The 20,964-nt window shown below is 62.4% G+C and carries 18 protein-coding genes; 5 read left to right on the top strand and 13 right to left on the bottom strand.

Annotation, left to right across the window (positions count from 1 at the left end; all coding sequences use genetic code 11):
• Positions 1 to 15 precede the first annotated feature (15 nt).
• The gene (locus U5A67_RS01555; RefSeq protein WP_321814433.1) at positions 16 to 1,002 is read left to right on the top strand and encodes a cupin-like domain-containing protein; all 987 of its coding nucleotides are present in this window, start codon (positions 16 to 18) and stop codon (positions 1,000 to 1,002) included.
• Between the two features lie 87 nt (positions 1,003 to 1,089).
• On the opposite strand, the gene U5A67_RS01550 is transcribed toward U5A67_RS01555, so the two are convergent.
• The 10 genes from U5A67_RS01550 to U5A67_RS01505 form a co-directional block, all read right to left on the bottom strand.
• Positions 1,090 to 2,187, bottom strand: a complete 1,098-nt coding sequence (locus U5A67_RS01550) for a glycosyltransferase family 1 protein (protein WP_321814270.1) — start codon at positions 2,185 to 2,187, stop codon at positions 1,090 to 1,092.
• Positions 2,188 to 2,201: 14 nt separating this feature from the next.
• Entirely contained in the window at positions 2,202 to 3,050 is an 849-nt protein-coding gene (locus tag U5A67_RS01545) for a glycosyltransferase family 25 protein (RefSeq protein WP_321814269.1), read from the bottom strand.
• Positions 3,051 to 3,065: 15 nt separating this feature from the next.
• Entirely contained in the window at positions 3,066 to 4,013 is a 948-nt protein-coding gene (locus tag U5A67_RS01540) for a glycosyltransferase family 2 protein (protein ID WP_321814268.1), read from the bottom strand.
• 201 nt (positions 4,014 to 4,214) lie between these two features.
• The gene (locus U5A67_RS01535; protein ID WP_321814267.1) at positions 4,215 to 5,522 is read right to left on the bottom strand and encodes an oligosaccharide flippase family protein; all 1,308 of its coding nucleotides are present in this window, start codon (positions 5,520 to 5,522) and stop codon (positions 4,215 to 4,217) included.
• Positions 5,515 to 6,909, bottom strand: coding sequence for a hypothetical protein (locus U5A67_RS01530; RefSeq protein ID WP_321814266.1), 1,395 nt, complete (start codon positions 6,907 to 6,909; stop codon positions 5,515 to 5,517). Before U5A67_RS01530 ends, U5A67_RS01535 begins: the two co-directional genes overlap by 8 nt.
• A gap of 81 nt (positions 6,910 to 6,990) precedes the next feature.
• Complete coding sequence (locus U5A67_RS01525) at positions 6,991 to 8,208, bottom strand: glycosyltransferase family 4 protein (RefSeq protein ID WP_321814265.1); 1,218 nt, start codon at positions 8,206 to 8,208, stop codon at positions 6,991 to 6,993.
• Positions 8,196 to 9,293 (bottom strand): glycosyltransferase family 1 protein, encoded by a 1,098-nt coding sequence (locus U5A67_RS01520; protein WP_321814264.1) that lies wholly within the window; start codon positions 9,291 to 9,293, stop codon positions 8,196 to 8,198. Before U5A67_RS01520 ends, U5A67_RS01525 begins: the two co-directional genes overlap by 13 nt.
• 284 nt (positions 9,294 to 9,577) lie before the next feature.
• Positions 9,578 to 11,818, bottom strand: a complete 2,241-nt coding sequence (locus U5A67_RS01515) for a GNVR domain-containing protein (RefSeq protein WP_321814263.1) — start codon at positions 11,816 to 11,818, stop codon at positions 9,578 to 9,580.
• Positions 11,819 to 11,873: 55 nt separating this feature from the next.
• Positions 11,874 to 13,091, bottom strand: a complete 1,218-nt coding sequence (locus U5A67_RS01510; RefSeq protein WP_321814262.1) for a polysaccharide biosynthesis/export family protein — start codon at positions 13,089 to 13,091, stop codon at positions 11,874 to 11,876.
• Between the two features lie 145 nt (positions 13,092 to 13,236).
• Complete coding sequence (locus tag U5A67_RS01505; protein WP_415767568.1) at positions 13,237 to 14,337, bottom strand: sugar transferase; 1,101 nt, start codon at positions 14,335 to 14,337, stop codon at positions 13,237 to 13,239.
• Between the two features lie 728 nt (positions 14,338 to 15,065).
• Between U5A67_RS01505 and U5A67_RS01500 the strand changes: the two genes are divergently transcribed.
• The gene (locus tag U5A67_RS01500; RefSeq protein ID WP_321814261.1) at positions 15,066 to 16,271 is read left to right on the top strand and encodes a calcium-binding protein; all 1,206 of its coding nucleotides are present in this window, start codon (positions 15,066 to 15,068) and stop codon (positions 16,269 to 16,271) included.
• Between the two features lie 56 nt (positions 16,272 to 16,327).
• On the opposite strand, the gene U5A67_RS01495 is transcribed toward U5A67_RS01500, so the two are convergent.
• Positions 16,328 to 17,356 carry a glycosyltransferase family 2 protein gene (locus tag U5A67_RS01495; RefSeq protein ID WP_321814260.1) on the bottom strand — a complete coding sequence of 343 codons (1,029 nt, stop codon included), beginning with the start codon at positions 17,354 to 17,356 and terminating at the stop codon, positions 16,328 to 16,330.
• A 253-nt stretch (positions 17,357 to 17,609) separates the two neighbouring features.
• On the opposite strand from U5A67_RS01495, the gene U5A67_RS01490 reads away from it, so the two are divergent.
• From U5A67_RS01490 to U5A67_RS01480, 3 genes are all read left to right on the top strand, one after another.
• Positions 17,610 to 18,725, top strand: coding sequence for a glycosyltransferase (locus tag U5A67_RS01490; protein ID WP_321814259.1), 1,116 nt, complete (start codon positions 17,610 to 17,612; stop codon positions 18,723 to 18,725).
• A 146-nt stretch (positions 18,726 to 18,871) separates the two neighbouring features.
• Positions 18,872 to 19,006 carry an entericidin A/B family lipoprotein gene (locus U5A67_RS01485; RefSeq protein WP_027816744.1) on the top strand — a complete coding sequence of 45 codons (135 nt, stop codon included), beginning with the start codon at positions 18,872 to 18,874 and terminating at the stop codon, positions 19,004 to 19,006.
• A gap of 240 nt (positions 19,007 to 19,246) precedes the next feature.
• Positions 19,247 to 19,699 (top strand): host attachment protein, encoded by a 453-nt coding sequence (locus tag U5A67_RS01480; protein WP_321814258.1) that lies wholly within the window; start codon positions 19,247 to 19,249, stop codon positions 19,697 to 19,699.
• A 20-nt stretch (positions 19,700 to 19,719) separates the two neighbouring features.
• On the opposite strand, the gene U5A67_RS01475 is transcribed toward U5A67_RS01480, so the two are convergent.
• Entirely contained in the window at positions 19,720 to 19,896 is a 177-nt protein-coding gene (locus U5A67_RS01475) for a DUF1427 family protein (protein WP_205981304.1), read from the bottom strand.
• 26 nt (positions 19,897 to 19,922) lie between these two features.
• Positions 19,923 to 20,891, bottom strand: coding sequence for a zinc-binding alcohol dehydrogenase family protein (locus tag U5A67_RS01470; protein ID WP_321814257.1), 969 nt, complete (start codon positions 20,889 to 20,891; stop codon positions 19,923 to 19,925).
• Between the last annotated feature and the right edge of the window lie 73 nt (positions 20,892 to 20,964).

Raw genomic sequence — 20,964 nt, 5'->3', positions numbered from 1 at the left:
AGCCTCGTGCAACGAATGCGCCGGCACTGTAATTTCAGCGCCGGCGCGGCAGCTCCGGGCTTGTCGGCAGGTTGGGTTTTTAAGGCTGAGGTTCTTTTACTTTCTGGAGAAAGATCCATGTTGCTCACAGACTTTCCCGCCCGGTCCCACACCGCCTGGCGCACGGTCGCTCCTCTTGCGCAATGTCGGCGCGAGCTGCACAACATGGCATTTGCGGCACACCACCCGCTTGCCGGTCATCAGCTCTTCACGATCGACGCGCTCGCGAAAGTGGCCGAAGATGCCTGCAAACGCAAGGGCGATGTCTATGTCGATGCGGGCGATCTCACGCTGGCCGACAAATGGGGCAGCACGCCCCGACCCAATATGACGATCCCCGAGATCATCGACCGCATCGAAACAGCCGGCGCGTGGCTCGTCATGAAACACGTCGAAGTCAATCCGGCCTATAAGGCGCTGCTCAACGACTATGAGGCCTTCGTGCGCGACGTGGCCGGCCCGGAAGGATCGGCGCTGTTGAGTAATGCCGAAATGCTGGTGTTCATCACTTCACCGCGGCGCAAGACACCGTTTCACTTCGACGCCGAAGTGAATTTCCTGGTGCAGATTCAGGGATCGAAAGATCTTTGGGTATGCGACCCGACGGATCGCACGGTGACCACCGAAGAAGAACTCGAACAGTATTACTCCGGCGCGATGAATGCTGGAACTTACAAGCCGCACGCCGAAAAGCTCGCCACGCAATTCACGCTTCATCCCGGCGATGCCGTGCATATCCCCACGCATGGCGCGCACTGGGTGCAAAACCACGACAACGTGTCGATCTCGCTCAGTCTGAATATGGAATTCCCGCGGCGATATGGCGATACGTATCGCGCCAACCACTACATGCGCAAGCTGGGGCTGAAACCCCGGCCACCGGGAAGTTCGGAATGGATCGACCGGTCAAAGGCTGTCGCCATTGACGGTCTGCGCCAGGTGAAGTCGCTGATCAAACGATAAGCGCGGGTGGATGCGCGGCCCGAACGCAAAACGTCCGGGCCGCATCGCCCTGGTTTTGCGCCAGGGCAAAGACCTTTGAATGAAACGCTAAGCCGCCCGGCGCACAGCGTTCACCGCATCGAATAGATTGCGCGCAGCCTGTGTCCAGGTAAAACCGCCAGCCTGGCGGCGCCCCGCCGCAACCAGTGCCTCGCGCACGTCTGCGTTATCGAGCACGGTTAAAAGGCGCTCGCGCCACGCATCGGGATCGGAGGGATCGGCATAGAGCGCGGCATCGCCGCACACTTCCGGCAGCGCGCCGCACGGCGCCGCGACAACCGGACAGCCCAATGTCATCGCCTCCAGCGGCGGCAGACCGAATCCTTCGGTAAGCGAAGGAAACGCCAGCACACCGGCGTTGATCATCAGACCGACCAGTTCCGCATCGCTGATGCGGCCAGTAAAGCGCACATTGGGCGGCACGACATGACCGAGGCTTTCGAATTCCGCCTGCGTCGCGCCGCCGAACAGCACGAGTTCAATGTCCTGCAGCGCGGCGCTCGCAAACGCCTTGAGCAGCACGCCGACATTCTTGTGCTTCTGGGTATTCGCAAGCGCCAGCACATAACGCCGCGGTTTCAGATCGAGTAGCGCAAGTTGCCGGTCATCGGGCGGGATCTGCTGAACGTGATCGCAACCGTTGTGGACTACGACGATCTTGTCGGCGCGGGCAATGCCATAGCGAATGAGTTCGCGTTTCGAAAATTCCGATACCGTGAAAATAAGCTTGTGCCGCTTGCCGATAAAAAAGAATTGCAGCCGATACCACAAGCGAAACGGCAGCGAATACGAATCGGGCGCGGAATAAACCTGGGCGTCGTGAATCAGCGTAGCGGAATTGCGGTGTAGAACCGGCCCCAGATTGCAGAGGTTGAGAATGAAATCATCTCTTCGCGCAAACGGCAGATAGCACTGCTCCCACGCGATCCTGTGCATCTTGCGGGCCCACGAGCTTTCGCGCACACAGGCGATATGGTGGAAAGCCGGTACATCGACACGGTCTCTGACAACGAGCACGCAATCGCCACTCTGGCGGCTTTGTTCCGCCAGCAATGCATCGGTGGCGGCAACCAGTTGCTCGGCAACGCGATGCACGCCGGTGGGCGCCGCCCCGAAGAATTTACCGTTGAACGCCAGGGTTTTCATCGCACACCCGCATGTCAGATCTGGTCTTTGTAGCGCGAACGGATTTTCATCCGGCCGTCGCCCCAGACGCGCAAGGTCTGGGCAAAGTAATAGCCGCCGCGAAACGGCGATTTCAGTCTATCCAGCCAGGCCGATCGCTCGTCGCTTTCGGAGCGCTCCAGGCCCACGGTGGAAACCATCCCGGTCTTGCCTTGTTTGCGCAGGAAATCCTGAATGCAAAGCGCAGGATGCAACTGGAAGACCCGCATATCCTCCAGATCGCCATCGAACATCACCAGGTCGATAGCACGGTCGGCGGTCGCGAGGCGCTCGATCATCTTGCGGCAGCCTTCGCGCGAAATGATGTAAGCAGCGGCACCACCGTGATTGCTACGCAGCCGGTGCAAACTGGTCTGATCCGTCAGAGGAACGCTTTCGCGATCGACGAATATGCCGGCGAGAAAGGTCTCGATCTTGATGATGTCGTAGCGCAATCCGTGCGTGATTTTCTCGTCGATCGATTCGAGATGCTTTTTCGCGTCCTGGCAAAAATGAACGTCGTCTTCCAGCACCAGCGCATGCTCGATGCCTTCGTCGAGCATCATGGCCCAGATCGCGTAATGACTGAGCGCCACACCTTTTTCCGGCGTCGTGCACGCCCCGCGCAGCAGCGGCAAGGCCAGATCCTTCGCCGAGTCTTCGACCTGCGCCGGTCCAAAAGCCGGGAATCTCTCCCATGCGAAACCGAGCCGGTCCAACTGACAAGTCATATGACGAAGCCGGTCCACGGATGTATCGAGGTTGATGACGAATATCTTCACTGGATTCCCCCTGGCTAGCCTTTTATATAAATTATTCGAATCAAAGCGTCGTACCAACAGCATGAAACGGCGCGTCCCTCACAGACGCTCGGCGCGCTCCGGCGTCAACCTTCCCCGCATGAAATCCCAGATACCGATCACGTTGCCGCTCAGACGCCCGCGCCGGTCGATCCACGGCTCCGGTGCGAAGCTGCGCAACACATTGCTGGCGACATTGCGGGCCACGTGGCGCACCGCATCACGCCAGGGCATGGTCCTTTTGTGCACCAGATAAAGCGGATTGATGACCTGCGAGTAGCCCAGCTTGCGCCCGGACACGCGCCCGCGCTTCACGCCCAGATGCACGCCGAGTGCCGTATTGATGCGCACGACCCGGTCGCCCTGATTCCAGATCTGGCCGCCGAAATCGCGATCCTCCTGCCAGCCGTAGAGCACGAGGCGCTCGTCGAAACGCAGGCCCGCAATGCTGCTGGCGCGGAACGCCATGTTGCAGCCGTAAGGACCGCCGGTTGGCGCCACGATGAAGCTTGGCGGCAGCTCACCCACCTGCCCCACCATTGCGCGGGCTTCTTCGTAGGAGAAACCAGGGCCGTGAATGCCGTCCGCGATCACCGTGCCCGTCACGCAGGCAATCGACGCATCGCTCTCGAACGCTTTGAGCACTTCGGCGATCCACATGCGGTGCATCAGAAAATCGTCGTCCAGAATGACCACGACATCGATATCAGCGGGCACATGATCCAATGCCTGATTGCGCTGCGCCGAACTGCCCGGACGCCCTTTGATGACCATCAGGCCATGATGGGTCGCCAGATCGCCCACGTCGTCGTCGCTCACGCACGAGACGATGATCAGGTCCGGCTTCACCGTCTGCCATTCGACGAAGGCGACCACCTGCTTGAGAATCTCCGCACGGCCCCGCGTCGGAAAGATCACGCAGACTTTGGGCGCCTTGTCGGCGCAACGCGGCTCCATTGGCTTGAACGTAACGCCCACGTCTGCCCGCGAACTGACGCTCGAATCCATCGCTTACCTCGTCGACCTTTGCAAGTTTTCCCCGAAGCCGGAGGATTGCCCGGCGCGCATTCGATAGCGCGTTCTCGCGGCGATCACACCGCGCGGGCATCCAGCCTGTCCATGCGACGGCATGGTACGGACACGGCAGCGTTCACACTGCTACCTGGCGCACGCATGCACATCGCTCGCGTTTTCAGCCGCACCGCAATCTCAACCGAGCCAGCGGCCCAGCCGGCTGAAGCGCGTCGGCAGCGAGACTTCGTCTTCGATACCGACGATCTCGCGCATGAGTCCTGCGCGCCAGATGCCGACAGCGAGGATCGTCAGCAGCGAGCACTCCGAGATCAGGCGCGCCAAAGCCATCCCGGAAGCGCCCCAGTAGCTGGCCAGCGGAATCGCCACCGCCACATTGACCAGCGCCCCGATCACGCCGCTCCAGGCCAGCAGTCGTTCGAGCTTGCGCGGAATCAGGAAATAGATGCCCACGACCCGCGTGCAGACGCCAACCGGCAGGACGAACACCATGATGTTCAGAACCTGGACGGCCGGGCGGAATTCCGCGCCCAGTACGAGCGGAATCAACCACCCGGAGAACAGCGTCGTGATGATCACGCCCAGCACCGCACCGCCGAAGAAAACCGCGAAAATCCTGCGCGCGATCAGATTGGCCTGCGCCTTGTTGCGTGTCACCAGATACATGACCTTCGGAGCCAGGATCTGCGCGGCGGGCGCCATGATGCTCATGCCGGCGGCGACCAGGCGCTCCGAGACGCCGAAGGCGCTCACCTCGGCGGGCGAAGCCAGCAGCGACAGCATGTAGGTGGAAACGGCCAGCAGCAGGACGGCCGTGCTGCTGTAGATGAAGATCACCGACGATCGCTTGATCAGATCGAGCGCCGCGCGCACCGGCGCGATGAAGCCCGTGAACTCCTTGCGCACGAGCCAGTACGCAACGATCGTCTGGATCAGGCCGGAGAGGAAAGTCAGCGGAAATACCCGGTCGATATCCGAGGGCTTATGGATAAAGGAAATCAGCAGGGCCAGCGAAAGCAGCAGCCCGAACACTTCGATCGAAACACTCGTGCGTGCGCGTCCCGTGCTGGTGAAATACCAGCCGATATTGAAAGCGGCCAGAATCCCGCCTGCCACCACAAAAAGTCCCGCGCCGGGCACGCTGGCAATGGCCTCCGAGCGCCAGACCGCAATTGCGCCGATCAATATGCCGGGAATGCATAACAAAAGCCGGGCCGTAAATTGATCGCGAAAAATCGTATCGCGCTCGCCGGGCTGCTCCGTGTGAACGATATCGCGCGCGCCGACCGTGGAGAATCCAAAGTTCACCAGCAGCCACAGGGAACTGGACAGCGACATGCCGGCCAGCACCATGCCATAACCGCTCGCGCCCAGCACGCGGCCGTAGTAAGGCACCAGAACGAGCGGATAGAGATAACGTACTGCGTACGAAAAATACACCGCCAGCAATTCGACCTTCGACAACTTCGCGTGAACCTTATTCATGAGCCCCCCTGACAACCCAAGGTCCGCTCACAGGCACACGCCGCGGCGCTCGCGCCGACAGTGCGCCCGCTGCGGCCGCAAATATATAGAAACACGAACCCAACTCGAACACGCCGGCCGAAGCCGACGCCACGATCAACGTCGCGATCATTGCGTGCCGCGACGCATAACTGACTGCACGCTCGGTAAAGGGATAGTGCCTGGGCACGGGCGAAAGTATCGACCGCGCGAGGAACGTGCCGTAGCACACCACGCCCACCATCCCGAGATTGGCAAGCACCACCACCAGAAAGCTCGACGCGCGAATGCTGCCCAGACCCACGCCGATCCCATAGGTATCGAGGAAGTTCGTAACGCCCTGCGCGTTCCAGCCCATGCGTTCGACGCCCGATGAACTCCCGGCCTTGTTCATCACCGCTTCGTTCACGAAGTCGCTGAGTATCGTGACGACTCGCGGCAGAAACAGCACGACGTACAGCGCGACCAGCACGCCGACGCACGCCCCGACGATCCACAAGCGCTGCTTGCGCACCGCGGCAACACGCGAAATGACGCCGGGCCGGCTGATCAGCAGCACGACCTGATACACGCCGAGGCCGACATAAGCCGTGCCGGAAGTCGACAGCAGCAATAGCATTCCCGACGCGAACGCAAGTGTGCCGGCCACTTTCGCGCGATAACCGACAATCCAGAGATTCAGGCAAAAGACAAATAGCGGCAGCGTAAACGCGGAAAACGCCGAGGTTTCCGGGAACGTGCCGCTGATGCGAACCAGCCCGCCCATTTCCTCGCCGGTCAAATCGGCAAACTGCGCGGTCTTCAGGACCGATAGCGCGTCGATCCCGGCGGCGTGCGACACTATATCGATCACACCGGCGAACACGTTGAGCAAGGTGAGCAGGAAGATCGCGTTGGCCAGCGTGCGATAGACTCCGCGAAATCGCAGGAAGGCGTACATCGCGCAATAGACGACCACATCGCTCACGCAATAGACCGCCTGCGAGAGATTGCCGGAAACGGGCCCGAGCGGACGCAGCAGGATCTCCTGGCTGCTGCGATCGACGGGAAACACCAGCGTCGAGCCGCTCAGCAGGCGTGGCAACACGATGGCGCCCGCGACGCCCCACACACAGGTGCATAGCAGCCAGAAGCCCGGCCTGTCGATCGTCACGGCGTCGGCGAGCCCTTTGCCGCCGGCGAGATTGAACGCGCGGATCACGAAGAACGCGAGAAATAGCTGGGCGGGCAACACACCGATGCTGCCCACGCCGAGCGCGAGCGTCGCGCCGAACAGCGCGAACACTGCCATCGAATAGATCGCGCAGCGATACGACGCGTAGAGCGCCACCAGTCCGATGGCGAACACGATGAGTCCTGCAATGGTCATGCCTCACCCCCAATCCGTTCACCCTGCATTGCGCGGGAACGATGTCGTTGTCGTGCCGCTCGTGCCGCTTCAGGCCGAATCTCAGGCCGAGTGCCAGCGCCGAGCCACCGGCGCCGCTTCCGCAATGCCTTTCTCCGCATCGATCGCCCGCTCGACGACCGCAAGAAATTCCTGCTTAAAGCGCTCTTCCGTGAAGCGCATCGCGTTACGGCGACAGACTTCCGGTTTAAAGGGCGCCTGGCGCTCGAAGCGCCCCACTGCATCGACGATCGCGGCCACGCTCTGCTCGGCAAAGAACAGCCCCGTCGCGCGTTCGGGATCGGGCGACTCCACCACGATCTCGCGCGATCCGCCCCGCCCCAGCGCGATGACCGGCGTGCCACAGGCCTGCGCTTCGACCACCGAAATGCCGAAGTCCTCTTCCGCCGCGACAACGAAGGCACGCGCACGCTGCATGTAGTCCACCAGCACATCGTCGGGCTGATAGCCGAGCACCGTCACGTTCGGCGTTGCGTGTGCCTTGACGCGTTCGAAGTCGACACCGTCGCCGATCACCACGAGACGCCGTGACGGCATCGCGGCAAACGCTTCGACAATCAGCGGAATGCGCTTGTACGGCACCATGCGCGAGGCGATCAGATAAAAGTCTTCGTGCTGCTCGCCGAGTTCGAAACGCTCGACGTTGACGGGCGGATAGATGACGGTCGCATCGCAACCATAGGCCTTGCGAATACGCCGCGCGATAAACGCCGAATTGGCCACATACGCATCCACGCCATGCGCGGTGCGCTGGTCCCAGATGCGCATGTAATGCAGCAGCGCACGCGCGATCCAGCTTTTCGCGCCGCGTTGCAAGCCGGCTTCGTTCAGGTATTGATGCTGCAGATCCCACGCGTAGCGAATCGGCGAATGCACGTAGCTCACATGCACCTGATTTGGCCCGGTCAGGATGCCCTTGGCCACGGCATGGCTCGACGAAATGACGAGGTCATAGGACGACAGATCGAACTGCTCGATCGCCAGCGGCATCAAAGGCAGATAGCTGCGAAACGATTTGCGCGCGCGCGGCAGATGTTGAATGAACGACGTCGTGGCGCGCCGGCCACCCAGCACGCTACGCTGCGATTCCGGGAAAAAATCGACCACGCTGTACAGATCGGCTTGAGGAAAGAGCTGGAGAATCTGCTCCACGACTTTTTCCGATCCGGCATAGGTCACCAGCCACTCGTGCACGAGGGCGACACGGCCGAAACGACGCGGATCGTTAGCGAGGTTCGACGCAAGCGTTACATTAGCCACGGCGAAATCTCCTCGATCAGTTTGACTGCAGTCGCGCGCCAGGTCAGTGCAGCGGTGCGCGTCCGTCCCCGCTCGCGCAGCCTGGCGCGTAACACCGCGTCGCCCGTGACGCGCGTGAGCAGGTTGGCCAGATCGGCGGGATCGTCCGGCGACGTGTAGAGCACCGCGTCGCCGCAAGCCTCCTGCACCGACGGTAGGCACGAAGCGATCACGGGACAGCCGAGCGCCAGCGCTTCGACCGGCGGCAGCCCGAAACCTTCATAACGTGACGGATAGACGAAGCACGCAGCACGCCGGTACAACGCCGCGAGTTCACCATCGCTTACGTAACCGAGATGCCTGACGAAGGCAGGCAACGCATCCGGCCCGGCTCCGTACACGCGTGCATCGCCGCCGCCGACCACGACGATGTCGAACCTGGCATCGCCGATCAGACGCGCCGCATCGGCGACGAGCTGGAAGTTTTTGTGCCGGTTCGTGCTTCCTACCGCGAGCACGAACGGACGCTCGTTCAATGCTGCGGTCGCCGGGCTGTCATCGGGTTGCACGCGCAACATGTGCTCGCCGCTTTCCGGCACCACGCCGATCTTGGCGACCGGAATCCGGTACGCCTCGCACAACTCGCGGCGCGAAAATTCGGACACAGTGATCACGCGCTGCGATACGCGGCCGAGACTCGGCGCCATCAGGCGATACCAGGCCACAAAGGAGCGGCTGTAGCTTTCGGGCACACGCGTCGGTGCTGCGTCGTGCAGCACGGTGATCTGCCGGCGGTACAGCAACGGCCCCGAGTTGCATAGATTGAGCAGCAGGTGGCCGCGCGCAGCCGTGGGCAATCCAAGCTGTTCCCAACGCACGCCGCTGCCTTTGCCGCTCGCGCGCAGCGCGATATGCCGGAACGGATTCGCGATGCCGGCCAGCGCTTCGGGCACGACGATCTCGGTGCGCAGAGCGCAAACAAGCGGATCATCCATCTCGATCATCTGATCGAGCGCGCGCAGCGTTTCGAACGCGAAGCGGTCGACGCCTGTCGCGCGGCGGCCGAGAAAACGGCCATTGATCAGCAGGTTGGCAGCGGGTTTCATCGAATTGGTCCTAAGCGTCGCTCGTGACCGGGCCTTATCCGCATGCGAAGTGATCGCGACACGGCGCCGGTTTCTTCGAGCTACACCGCGCTATTTGCACAGTGCGATTCATTTAAGTCCCAGTGTGATCGAACTTCGTCTGACCGAATGTTCGCCGTCGCTCATGCCTCGCGAGTTCGCGCAAACGCCCAAAAAACAAAGCCCGCCGCGGCGTGCCGGGCGGGCTGGGTGACTCGCTAACGATGAAGCGTGACGACGATCCAGAGCGGTGTTGCCACGAACGCTCAGTGTCCGGCTCCGTTCGCGTCCTTGGGGAAGCCGTAGCTCGAATAGCCATATGCGGCGTATTCATTGCCGTAGCGTCCGGGCCGCGACGTCATATCGTTGAAGATCACGCCGCGAATCGGCACGCCAACCTGCTCGAAGCGGCGCACCGATTCGCGCAGATCGGCCACGCTCGTCGCGCCCTGACGCGCGATCACGAACACCGTGCCCGCCAGCTTGCCGATGATCCCGGCATCCGCGACCGGCAAAACGGGCGGCGCGTCAATCAGCACGATGTCATAGGCCGCATTGGCCCAATCGACGAAATGCTGGAACGAGCTATCGCGCAGCAGTTCGCTGGCATTCGAGACATAGCCGCCCGTCGCGACGAAGTCGACGCCCGGCATCACGTTGTCGTGCACCAACGCTTCGAAGCCGTCGCGAAGCTCCACGATGTCGGTCACGCCCGGCATGCTCGGCACCGACATATGGTGATTGAGCGAGCCGCGCCGCAGATCGGCGTCGACCAGCAGCACGCGCTTGCCCGACGCGCCGAACACTGCCGCAAGGTTGATCGATACGAACGACTTGCCCACCATCGGCGTCGGCCCGGCCAGCAGCACGATGCGATTGGCGGCGGTCTGCATCGAGTGTTCGAGCGCGCTGCGGAAACTGCGCAGGCTCTCGACCGCCGGATCGAACATGGCCGTGTGGGCCAGCACCGTATTCGCACCGGCCTGTCCATGCGGCAGACGGCGCGACATCCCATACTGGATGCGGCTGCGCGGCACGGCGGCGTACACGGCCAGACCGGTGCCCACTTCGATTTCGTCGACCACCGACACGCCGCGATTGAGGCGATGACGCATCAGCACGATCGCCGCGCCGATGAACAACCCCGTAAACATCGCCGCGATCATGAGAACCGCACGCTTCGGGCGGATCGGCCCTTCGGCCGGCACGGCTTCGTCGATCATGCGGACATTCGAAACGCGGCCCGCCTTGAGCAGACGCAATTGCTCGCGGCTATTCAGAAGGTTCGTGTAGATGTTCGTATCGACCGTCACCTCGCGCTGCAGGCGCACGAGTTGCTGCTCCACCGGCGGCAGCGCACGGGTCTGCCCAGCCAGTTGTTGCAGCGATTTCACGGCCTCGGCCAATTGACCGTCAACGGCGGCGAGTGCCGGGTTGTCGTCGGTGAAACGGGCCATCAGCTGCGCGCGTTGCTGGCGCAGATCGGCGATACGCTGCTGCGCCAGCGCCGAACTTTGGAGCAGTGCCGTGGCTTCGGCGCCAAGATTCACGGCGCCATGCTCGGAGCGGAACGAGTTGTATTCGTTCTCGGCTTTTTCGAGCTGGATCTTGAGCAAAGGCAATTGCTTGTCGAGAAAGGCAATCTGCTTTTCGGCTTCTTCCTGCGTGCGCTGTGCGTTCTGGCGAACGTATTCGTTGCCGATTGCATTCAGAATCGTGCTGGTCAGCACCGCATCTTCGCCATCGAGCTGCACGCCAATGACGTCCGACTCTTTGCCCTTCTCCGAAATCGCCAGCGCGGTTTGCAGGTTCTGGATCGCGCTCAGTTCGGACTGCCGCTTGACGTTGAAAATCGTGCCTGGCTGCGCGTCGATGCGCGCAACGGCCAGGTCAATCGAGCCGCCCACGGTCGGCGCATGCAGGACTTCGCCCACGCGCCCTTCGAGTTTGATGCCGCCATTCTCGAGCGTGTACGCGCCGTCGCCCTGATAGGTCAGCACAAAGGGCCGGTTTTGCAGACGCGCTGGAACGTCGAACTGCGTGACGTCGATCGCTTCGTCGCCCCACGCGTAGCCGCCCCAACCCGACCAGCTGCTCAGCACCAGATGCCGGGCCGCCCATCGTCCGATAACCGGGAAATAGTGCGGCGTGGCCTGAATATAGAGCTTCGTCGCATTGACCGCCGACGACACCACCATGCGCGAGCGCAACACTTCCATTTCCGCCGACGCGCCCGTCTTGATCGCGAACTGCGAGGACAGTTCGGCCAGCGCGGATTTCGCGGCGTTCGGGCTCTCTTCCACCTGAATGAGCATGTCCGACTCATAGACAGGCGTCGCCAGCAACGCATAGAGGCTGCCCGCGAGCGTGCAGACCGCCGTGGCGATCAGGATCGTCTTGCGGCCCGCATACAGCGTATCGAGCAGGTTGCTCATGTGCCCGCCGTCGGGTGGCAGCGGCATGGCCGCTTCGGCAGGTCCGTCCAGCATATAGTCGCGCGGCTTCATCTTGTCCTCTCCGTAGCGAACGCGCCGGCTGGCGCGATACGCATTCATGCGGCCATCAGTAGCCCACCGCGCGCGTTGCCGCCGCAGCCTGGGTCGTTGGCAAAATCAGGCTGATGACACGGCTCCACTTCACGAGGGAAGACGTATCGACGAACACGACATCGTTGGGCTTGAGTTCGAATGAATCGGCGGTCGCCATCGAAGCCGCGCTGCTGGCGTCGAGATGGAACACGACCGGCTGGGTGGTGTCACGGCCACGCACGACGTAGACCTGCGAGGCGTCGCCCGACGACTGGTTGATGCCACCCGCGTTACCCAGCGCCTCGTTGAGCGACATGCGGCCGTTGTTGAAGGTCACGCCGCCGGGACGCTCGACTTCGCCGACCACGAAGACCTTGCTGTCGGTTTGCGCGAAGATGCGCACGAGGTCGCCGTCACCGAGGATGATGCGGTCGGGATTGAAACCCTTGCGTATCATCGCGGGCATATCGACATCGACGGTGGTGTCGCCACGCGTCACGGCCACGTGCGAGCGATCGGCATTGCTCGTGAATCCGCCGGCGCGGTTGATCGCCTCGGGCAGCGTCATGGGCCGGTCGTTGAGCACCTGCACGCCTGGCGTCTTGACCTCGCCGTCGAGATAGACGCGCTTGCTGCGATAGGTCTGGATACGCACGGTGATCTGCGGCTGCCGCACGTATTTCGCGAGTTTCTGCGCCAGCACTTCGCGCAAGCTCATCTCCGACTGGCCAGCCGCTTTCACCGGACCAATGTAGGCATACTGAATAAATCCGTTGGTATCGACCGTGTAGCCCGGCGCGACCGAACTCGCGCCCGTCGGGCCGTCACCGCTGGCGCCGCCGGTGGGCAGATTCAGCTCGGGGTGATCCCAGACAACAATGCTCAGAATGTCGCCCGGGCCAATTTCATAGGGCGCCGCCTTGGCAAAGAGCTTTTCCACGTCATGGGGAATGCCCTTGGGGCGCGCCGCAGCCTCTTTATCCACGAGTTCGCGCGTGATCTCCACGAGCTTGCCGGATGGCGCGCCCGCAAAACCCTTCGCGACCACGCTGTCCGGCACGCCGGTGCCAGCAGTCGCGTTCGCCTGCGCTGCGCCGTTCTTCGGCGAATCGTATGACATGCCTGGCGCGAGCGCGCAGCCGCTCAGCGCGGCTAGCGCCAGCCACGCCGCAAGCACGGCGCCGCAGCGCAGGGCACGCGCCATACCGGCGCCTTTCGCAAGACGTCCGGGCGCAAGCTCGATCGAATTCATCGCATTCAGTTCCATCACAACCCCCAATCACGTTCCTCGCGTTCCGGGCCATACCGTGTGGCCCAGATACGCGAAATGCCTGGCGAACTTCCTGCACGCTTCCCCACCGCTAACCTGCACCGCTCGCTGCTCGCAAGTCCGCGAGTCAATAAGCGCCTTTCCCGCGAACCACCACGACAACAGTCTTGAGAAGAATCCCGATGTCCTTGCGGAAGGTCCAGTTCTCCACATAGGAAACGTCGAGCGCAACCCGTGTCGCGTAATCGATATCGTTGCGACCGCTCACTTGCCACAAGCCCGTAATACCCGGCGTCGCCATCAGGTAGTACTTGCGCGCGTCGCCGTAGCGCGCAAGTTCCTGATCGATAATCGGGCGCGGGCCGACAAAACTCATCTCGCCACGCAGGACATTCCAGACCTGCGGCAGTTCGTCGAGACTCGAACGACGCAGAAAACGGCCAATCTTCGTCACGCGCACATCGTTCTTCAACTTGAATTCGCGCTCCCATTCGTCGCGCGCCTGCGGGTCGCTCGCGAGCAGTTCCTTCAGCACCTGCTCGGAATTCACCACCATCGAACGGAACTTGAAACAACGGAACTTCCTGCCGTGACGTCCTACGCGTGTATGTCCAAAGAAGGCCGGTCCGCCATCGCGCTTGACCATCACCGTCAACACCGCAAACAGCGGCAAAAGCAGAATAAGCGCCGCGATGGCCGCCACGATGTCGAACACGCGCTTGAGCAGGCGTCCGGCCACTGCGGGGCGGACTGCGCCACGCGGTTCGAGCGCGATCGTCTCGCGATGCCACCACGCGTGCGTCATCCGCAATACGCTGAACTCCGAGAGAAACAGCGTGTGCGAAGCCATCAGCGAAATGCCCGTGGTCAGCGTCCAGTAGATGAACCACGGCAACTGCAGCAGATGATCGCGATGAATCGCGTAAAGCAGCACGAGACCGCAAAGCTGTACCGCGAGCCACGCCAGCGCAGTGCGGCCCGCGACGCTGAAAATCGAACGGCTGCCACGCGAACCATAGGTTCCGCACGCAGGAAATACCGACAATGCGAGTGCTGCGCAAAACGCCACCAGCGTCGGGTCGGGATGATGCGCCGCTCCGAATAATGCGAAATTCAGGTTCAGGTGTACGGCGCAAATAGCACCCAGCACGATCAGCACGACATCGACCGCGCGCTGCGTCAACGGGATGCGCGGTGCCGCCTGAAACCCTTGTGTTAGATCTGACATGTCCCTGCCCCAAGTGCGTGTCGTGTTCGTCAGACTTTTGTGGTCCGACGAGATCGTCTGCCGGGAGCGACCGCACGATCCGTTTCTCAGGCGGACTTCTCGTTCAGACGGCCCTCCCAGACAGGCCACGACATCACATTAAGGTGCGAACGATCGCCAAACCGTGCGCAATCCCACCAATGCTCAGCATTCGTCACTGCGTTTTGCGCCGCTGCATCGGCACGCCTCGAAACACAGGGTTTTCCTTCTCCTGGGCTTCTTCTGTGTGTGCGCTCGCGCACATAGACCGGATCGCCCATCGTTAGAAAAAGATCAATCCGATATTTAATTAGGTATCCGTATGATCAATTGAAACTAATCATAACGATTGACAGACTGATCCTTGCGCGTGCTATCGATCTGTTCGCCTTCGCACACACATCCGAGCGGGTTTGAGATCACAATGCGCTGCAATTGCCGCATTCGCGGCGGCAGAACCGTCGAGATGCGGGCATCAGGCGTGGCAGGCTGAACCGGCTATCTCGGCACGCAAGGAACGCGCAATGCATCCCCTCCGGTCTTTTCTTCAGGCCAGCCAGCACGGTTCGCAACGCCCGCGGCACATCAAGCGGCCAAAGTCATTGAACTGGACGAGCCGGCGCAGCGCCGCAAGTCTGCTTGTATTGCTTTGCGCTTTCGTCTGCGCATCGGCGGTGAATGCAGGAAGCGCTGGGAGCGCCATTCGCGCGATGCCGGTCGACACGTTCATCCAGACGCTGGCCGTCGACACGCACGTCAATTACACCGACGGCGCCTACGCGAACGTGCACAACGTCGCCGACGATATGGCGTGGCTGGGCATCCATCACGTGCGCGATTTCACGCCGGTCGCTGCGGTGCCGTTTTCGAGTTATGTATATCTCGCGCAACGCGGCATCAAATTCAATTTCCTCACCGGCGCGAATTTCGAGGAGTCGATCGCGAACGCCGTGAAGCTCAATAGCGCGGTGCCTGGCAGCATCGCGGCCATCGAAGGTTTCAACGAAATCGATAATTTCCCCGTGACCTATAAAGGCCTAACGGGTGCGGCCGCGGGGCTCGCCGCGCAGCGCGAACTCTATGCTCGCGTGCGCGCTACGCCGCAACTCGCGGGCGTGCCGGTCTATGACGTGACGGGCTACAACCCGAAGTCAGTCGAAACGCGCACGGATTCCGCCGATTTCGCCAACGCCCACTTTTATCCGCAAAATGGCGAACAGCCGAGCTGGAACGCAAACGGCGACCACTGGATGGCGGCGGCCCTTCATGTCGGCGAGAAATTCCAGATGCCGCTCGTGATCACCGAGTTCGGCTATTTTTCGATGCCGCAATCGGGCTGGTACATGCTCGGCGTCGATGAACCGACGCAGGCGAAAGGCATTCTGAACGGCTATATGGATGCAGCGGCGGCAGGCGTCAAACGGCTTTACATCTACGAATTGCTCGACCAGAAGCCGGACCCGCAAAACAAGAACGCCGAAATGCACTACGGCCTGTTTCGCAACGACAACAGCCCGAAACCGTCCGCCCAGGCGATCCGCAATCTCACGACGATTCTGAATGCCAGCAAGACGCAACGCACCAAAGCCGTGGCCGGCGACACGCTCACCTATACGCTGCGGGATATGCCGGTATCGGCGAATAGTCTGCTGCTGCAGAAAAAGGATGGCCGCTTTGTGCTGGCGCTCTGGAATGAAACGCTGATCTGGGACCGCGCGACGGGCAAGCCGCTTACCGCTGCGCCGGCCCGCATCGAACTCGAATTCGGTGCGCAGGCGCAGCGCGTCGACGTGTACGATCCGCTCGTCGCGGCATCGCCTATAGCGAGTCATACGGGCGAGCACACGCTCACCGTAGACGTCCCCGATCACGTGATACTGCTCGAAATCGCACCGGTCGATCAATCCGGCACCTAAGCGCCGATGCCAGTGCGGTCCGGCTAGCGCTTCACGCGCACGATCGCTTCACACGCTCACTTCACACGATTACGCAGCGCAAAAAACGGCCGGTACACACACGGGCAAGCGGCATAGAGAAACATCCGCAGTTTGAAACCCAGCTTGACGCCCTTCGTGCGCATCAACAAACCGAGCTTCGCCCCCAGCCCCGCCACCGCGAACACATCGCGCGCATAGTGTTCGCGCGCGAGTTTCGGCACGAGCAACGCACGCATTTCATCGGCGACACCGGCGATTTCCGCATCGCGCTGGAATTGCGCCGATTCGGCCAGCCCAAACGCCGTCGTGAGCTTCACGCGCGCAACGAACTGCTCGACGCTGCGATAGCGTTTCTTGCCCGACAAGCCGCCGCGCCGATAACGCACCAGCGGCTCGCGCAGGCTGAACGCGCCGCCCGTCATCACCGCACGGAACGTCATGATCTGGTCTTCGGCCATCGCGCCCGGCAGCATCGGCCCGAAACGCTCGAACAGGCGCCGCGACCACGCGTGCGAAGCGCCCACGACCCACGGACGCTCGCGCAGCCAGTCGTCGAAGTTGCGGTACTGGCCGAGATCGGTCGGCGCGATGCGGCCCGAATCAGGCGACGCGCTGTCGATCTCCACCAGATCGGAGGCGATCAGATCCACGCGCCGGTCGAGCCCGTTCCAGCATTCGACCAGACGCGCGCAGCGATCGGGCGTGGAAATATCGTCGCCGGCCGTGACCACCAGCAACTCGCCCTTGCTCATCGCCGCCAGTTGCGAAAGATGCCCGGTGATGCCGGCATTGCGTTCGTTGCGGTTCAAGACGAGGCGGTGCGGGCCGCGATAGTCGCGCGTGGCGGCTTCGACGGCGGCCCAAGTGTCGTCGCTCGAGCAGTCGTCGGAGATCAGGATTTCGAGCGGCGAATACGTCTGCGCCAGCGCGCCCGCGATGGCATCGGCGACCACGCCGGCCTGGTTGTAGGTGATCAGCAGCATCGAAACAAGCGGCCGTGCAGCATCGTGCCCGGCGTGTCCTTCGCGTGCGACCTGGTCGCTGTGTTCGTTATCCTGAATCATGGACTCTGCGGTGCGCGCCCCATGCTCTGTGCAGCACATGGAACGCGAAGGTTAATGCATGATGAAGCGCCGCGCAGGCAGGTATCGCGGATGCTCGCGACGGCGCGGGCGGCCATACTATCATGCGGGCTTCGGGTGCCCGTTACCTCGTCCTGTCTAAACATTACGGGATTGCCGGCAGCAACGCCCCAGACGTGCCTCGCCGCCTTTGTATAATCCCGCATTCCCCTTTTGCGCCCTGCGTTTACCTTTCATGCTTAGTTTCGCACTTGGCTTCATCGTCTCACTGCTGGTCACACTGCTGATCGTGCGTTACGCGCATCTGCATGAAAGGTTTTCCGTCGATTCGGACCTCGCGGGCGTACAGAAATTCCACGCGCGTCCGGTGCCGCGTATCGGCGGAACGGGCATTCTTGCCGGGCTGATCGTCGCGGCGACGCAGTTGCACGGCGCGTACCCGGCGGTGTCGGGCGGCATTCTGGGCATCGTGGCGTGCGGGCTGCCCGCGTTCGCCTCGGGTCTCGTCGAGGATCTGACCAAGAAGGTTTCGCCGCTCGCGCGTCTGGTCTGCACGATGGCCGCCGCCGCGCTCGCGTATTTCCTGCTGGGCATCGCGGTCACGCGCATCAGCGTGCCGCCACTCGATTTCCTGCTGTCCTATGCGGCAATTTCCTGCGTGATTACCGTGCTCGCGGTCGCGGCGCTCGCCAACGCGGTCAATATCATCGACGGCTTCAACGGCCTCGCGTCGATGGTCGCGTTCATGATGTTCGCCTCGCTCGCCTACGTGGCCTTCCAGGTGCACGATCCGGTCGTGCTCTCAGCGTCGTTCATCATGATGGGTGCGGTGCTGGGCTTCTTCATGTGGAATTTCCCGGCCGGCCTGATTTTCCTCGGCGACGGCGGCGCGTACTTCATCGGCTTCATGCTGGCCGAACTGTCGATCCTGCTGGTGATGCGCAATCGCGATGTCTCCGCGTGGTATCCGGTGCTGCTGTTCATGTACCCGATCTTCGAGACCTGTTTCTCGATCTACCGGAAGAAGTTCGTGCGCGGCATGTCGCCGGGCATTCCCGATGGCGTACATCTGCACATGCTCGTCTACAAGCGCCTGATGCGCTGGGCCGTCGGCGCACGCACCGCGCGCGAACTCACGCGCCGCAATTCGCTGACTTCGCCCTATCTCTGGCTGCTGTGCCTCGTGGCCGTGATTCCGGCCACGCTGTTCTGGCGCCACACGCTGCATCTGTTCTGCTTCGTGGTGGTGTTTGCGCTCACTTACGTGTGGCTCTACGTGAGCATCGTGCGCTTTCGCTCGCCGAAGTGGATGGTGGTGCGCAAGCAGCGCCGCAACGAGGCAAAGCCCTGAGCATGTGACCCCGGTTCGCGCGTACAATCAATTCGATGCGCGCACCGCAGCCGTCAGGGAGTGGCTTGCAGTAGGGTTACGCCGCATCGCTTCTTTTATCGCGGGTTGCAGGGATTTCCATCAAAAGGAGAGCCGACATGAGCCACATGAAGCGTTATCTTGCGTTTGCCCTTGCCCTCTTCGCCGTCACGCTCGCTGCGTGCAACACCATTGCCGGTGCGGGCGAAGACATCTCCAAGGGCGGCAACGCCATCACCAATTCGGCGGACAAGGCGAAGTAAGTTCTTCAACACGCCTACCTGACGCAAACAGGGCCGCTCGCGCGTCACGCGTGAGCGGCCCTACTGCATTTCCGCCCCTTATTTACACGGTCCCTCCGGGCACAAACATCGCGCACGCTGACACCTTGAACCCGCGCGAAAGCGCTACCCTTGATGTTCGCGCCGCGCCGCGCGAATCCATTCATCGCAACGGCTACACGTTTGTCGACGTCTGGCCGAAGCTCCGGCAGGGAGGCAAGCATGTCCAAATCGATCTGGGTTGTCGTTGCCAATCGCGTGACCGCGCGCATTTTCGTGACCGATAGTCCGCTGGGCGCCATCGAGGAAGTCGAAACTCTGCTCCATCCCGAAAGCCGCGTGCCGCAGCAGAGTCTGGTGAGCGACCGCTCGGGTCGCACCGAACGCTCCACCGCCGGGCGCCAGGCGAGCGACCCCGACACCGCTCATCACGAGCACGAAACCACGCTGTTCGCCGCGCAGGTCGCGGGCACGCTTTCCAAGGCGCGCAACGAAGGCCGCTACGGCACGCTCGTGCTGGCGGCGCCGCCCGCGTTTCTGGGCGCGCTGCGCAAGGCGCTCGATGCGCAGACCAAGAGCCTCGTCACGCTGGAACTTGACAAGGACCTAGCGCTGCTCGATGCCCGCACGCTGCGCACGCATTTTCCCGAACGTCTCGTGCGCGCGCAGATCTGAGCGGATTTCAGCCTGCTAATTCAGCCCGCCAGATGCGTGATGCAGCTGCGCACGAAGCCAATAGCATGCTCCCCGGCGAGCATGCCCAGCAAGCCGATCAGCGCGATGGTGGGCGGCGCGGGCGACTTCACGTCGAGCACGCTATACAGCAGGCCCGCGAGCGCACCCACGGCGAACGAAACCAGATAAGCCTTCATGGCCGACTCCTCGGTGTGCGCCGCAATCAGGCGATGTCGATCACGACGCGCCCGCGCGTGCCCTCCGCCACGGACGCATAGGCGTCCTGCGCGCGTTCGAGCGGGAAACGTTCGGCCACCACCGGCGCGGCGAACTGCCCGGCGTCGAAGGCATCGGCCAGCGCGCGCATGATCGGCGCGGCATCAGTCACGCCGAGCTTCGCGCTATCCGCGCCCAGCAACTGCGTTTCGTTGTGATAGAAGTCGATCAGATCGAACTCCACGCGGCGCTTGCCCGTGGCGCTGATCTCGACCACGCGCCCGCGACGCTTGACCAGCGAGAGCGCCAGTTCGAACGCCACGCCGCCAACCGCGTCGTAGACCACATCGGCGCCTGCACCGCCGGTGAGTTCGCGCACCTTCGCGGCGGTATCGCCATCCATCGGCACGAAGGCGTCGATCAGGCGCGCGGCCGGCGAATCCGCGTCCGGCGCTTCGCGGCCAATGCCGATCACGCGCGCGCCGCGCGCCTTCGCGATCTGCGTGACCGCCCCGCCCACGCCGCCCGACACGCCGATCACCGCGATCGTCTCGCCCGCGCCCAATTGCGCGTAATCGACCGTGCCCAGCCAGCCCACCACAAAATTCACGCCGATCGACGCAGCCTGCGCATGCGTGAGCACCTTCGGCTTGCGCGCGAGCGCCGCGACAGGAATCTGGATGAACTCGGCGTGCGTGCCGTCGCGCGTGAAACCGATGTCGCCGCCCGTGCCCCAGACTTCGGCGCCGATCCATTCCTGCGGCCCCGCCACCACCACGCCGCTGAAATCGCGGCCCGGCACGCGCGGCAGAACGGTGTGATCGAAGTGGCCCGACACGTTTTTCACATCGCTCGGGTTCACGGAGGCGGCCTTCACCTGCACGAGCGCCTGGCCTTCGGCGGGCACGGGCGTGGGGAGATCGACGAGCGCGAGGACATCAGGCTTGCCGAAGGTCTTGAACTGGATGGCTTTCATGTTGGGCTCCGCAGAATCGGTAATTGGCTTGTGATTCAGTACGGAACCAGTCTAGATTGCCGCCAGACAGTGG

Origin of the sequence: Paraburkholderia sp. J69-1, from assembly GCF_905220255.1 — a bacterium.
GTDB lineage: Bacteria > Pseudomonadota > Gammaproteobacteria > Burkholderiales > Burkholderiaceae > Paraburkholderia.
The sequence above is the reverse complement of the archived record's forward strand: the minus strand, read 5'-3'. Positions and strand labels throughout refer to the sequence as shown.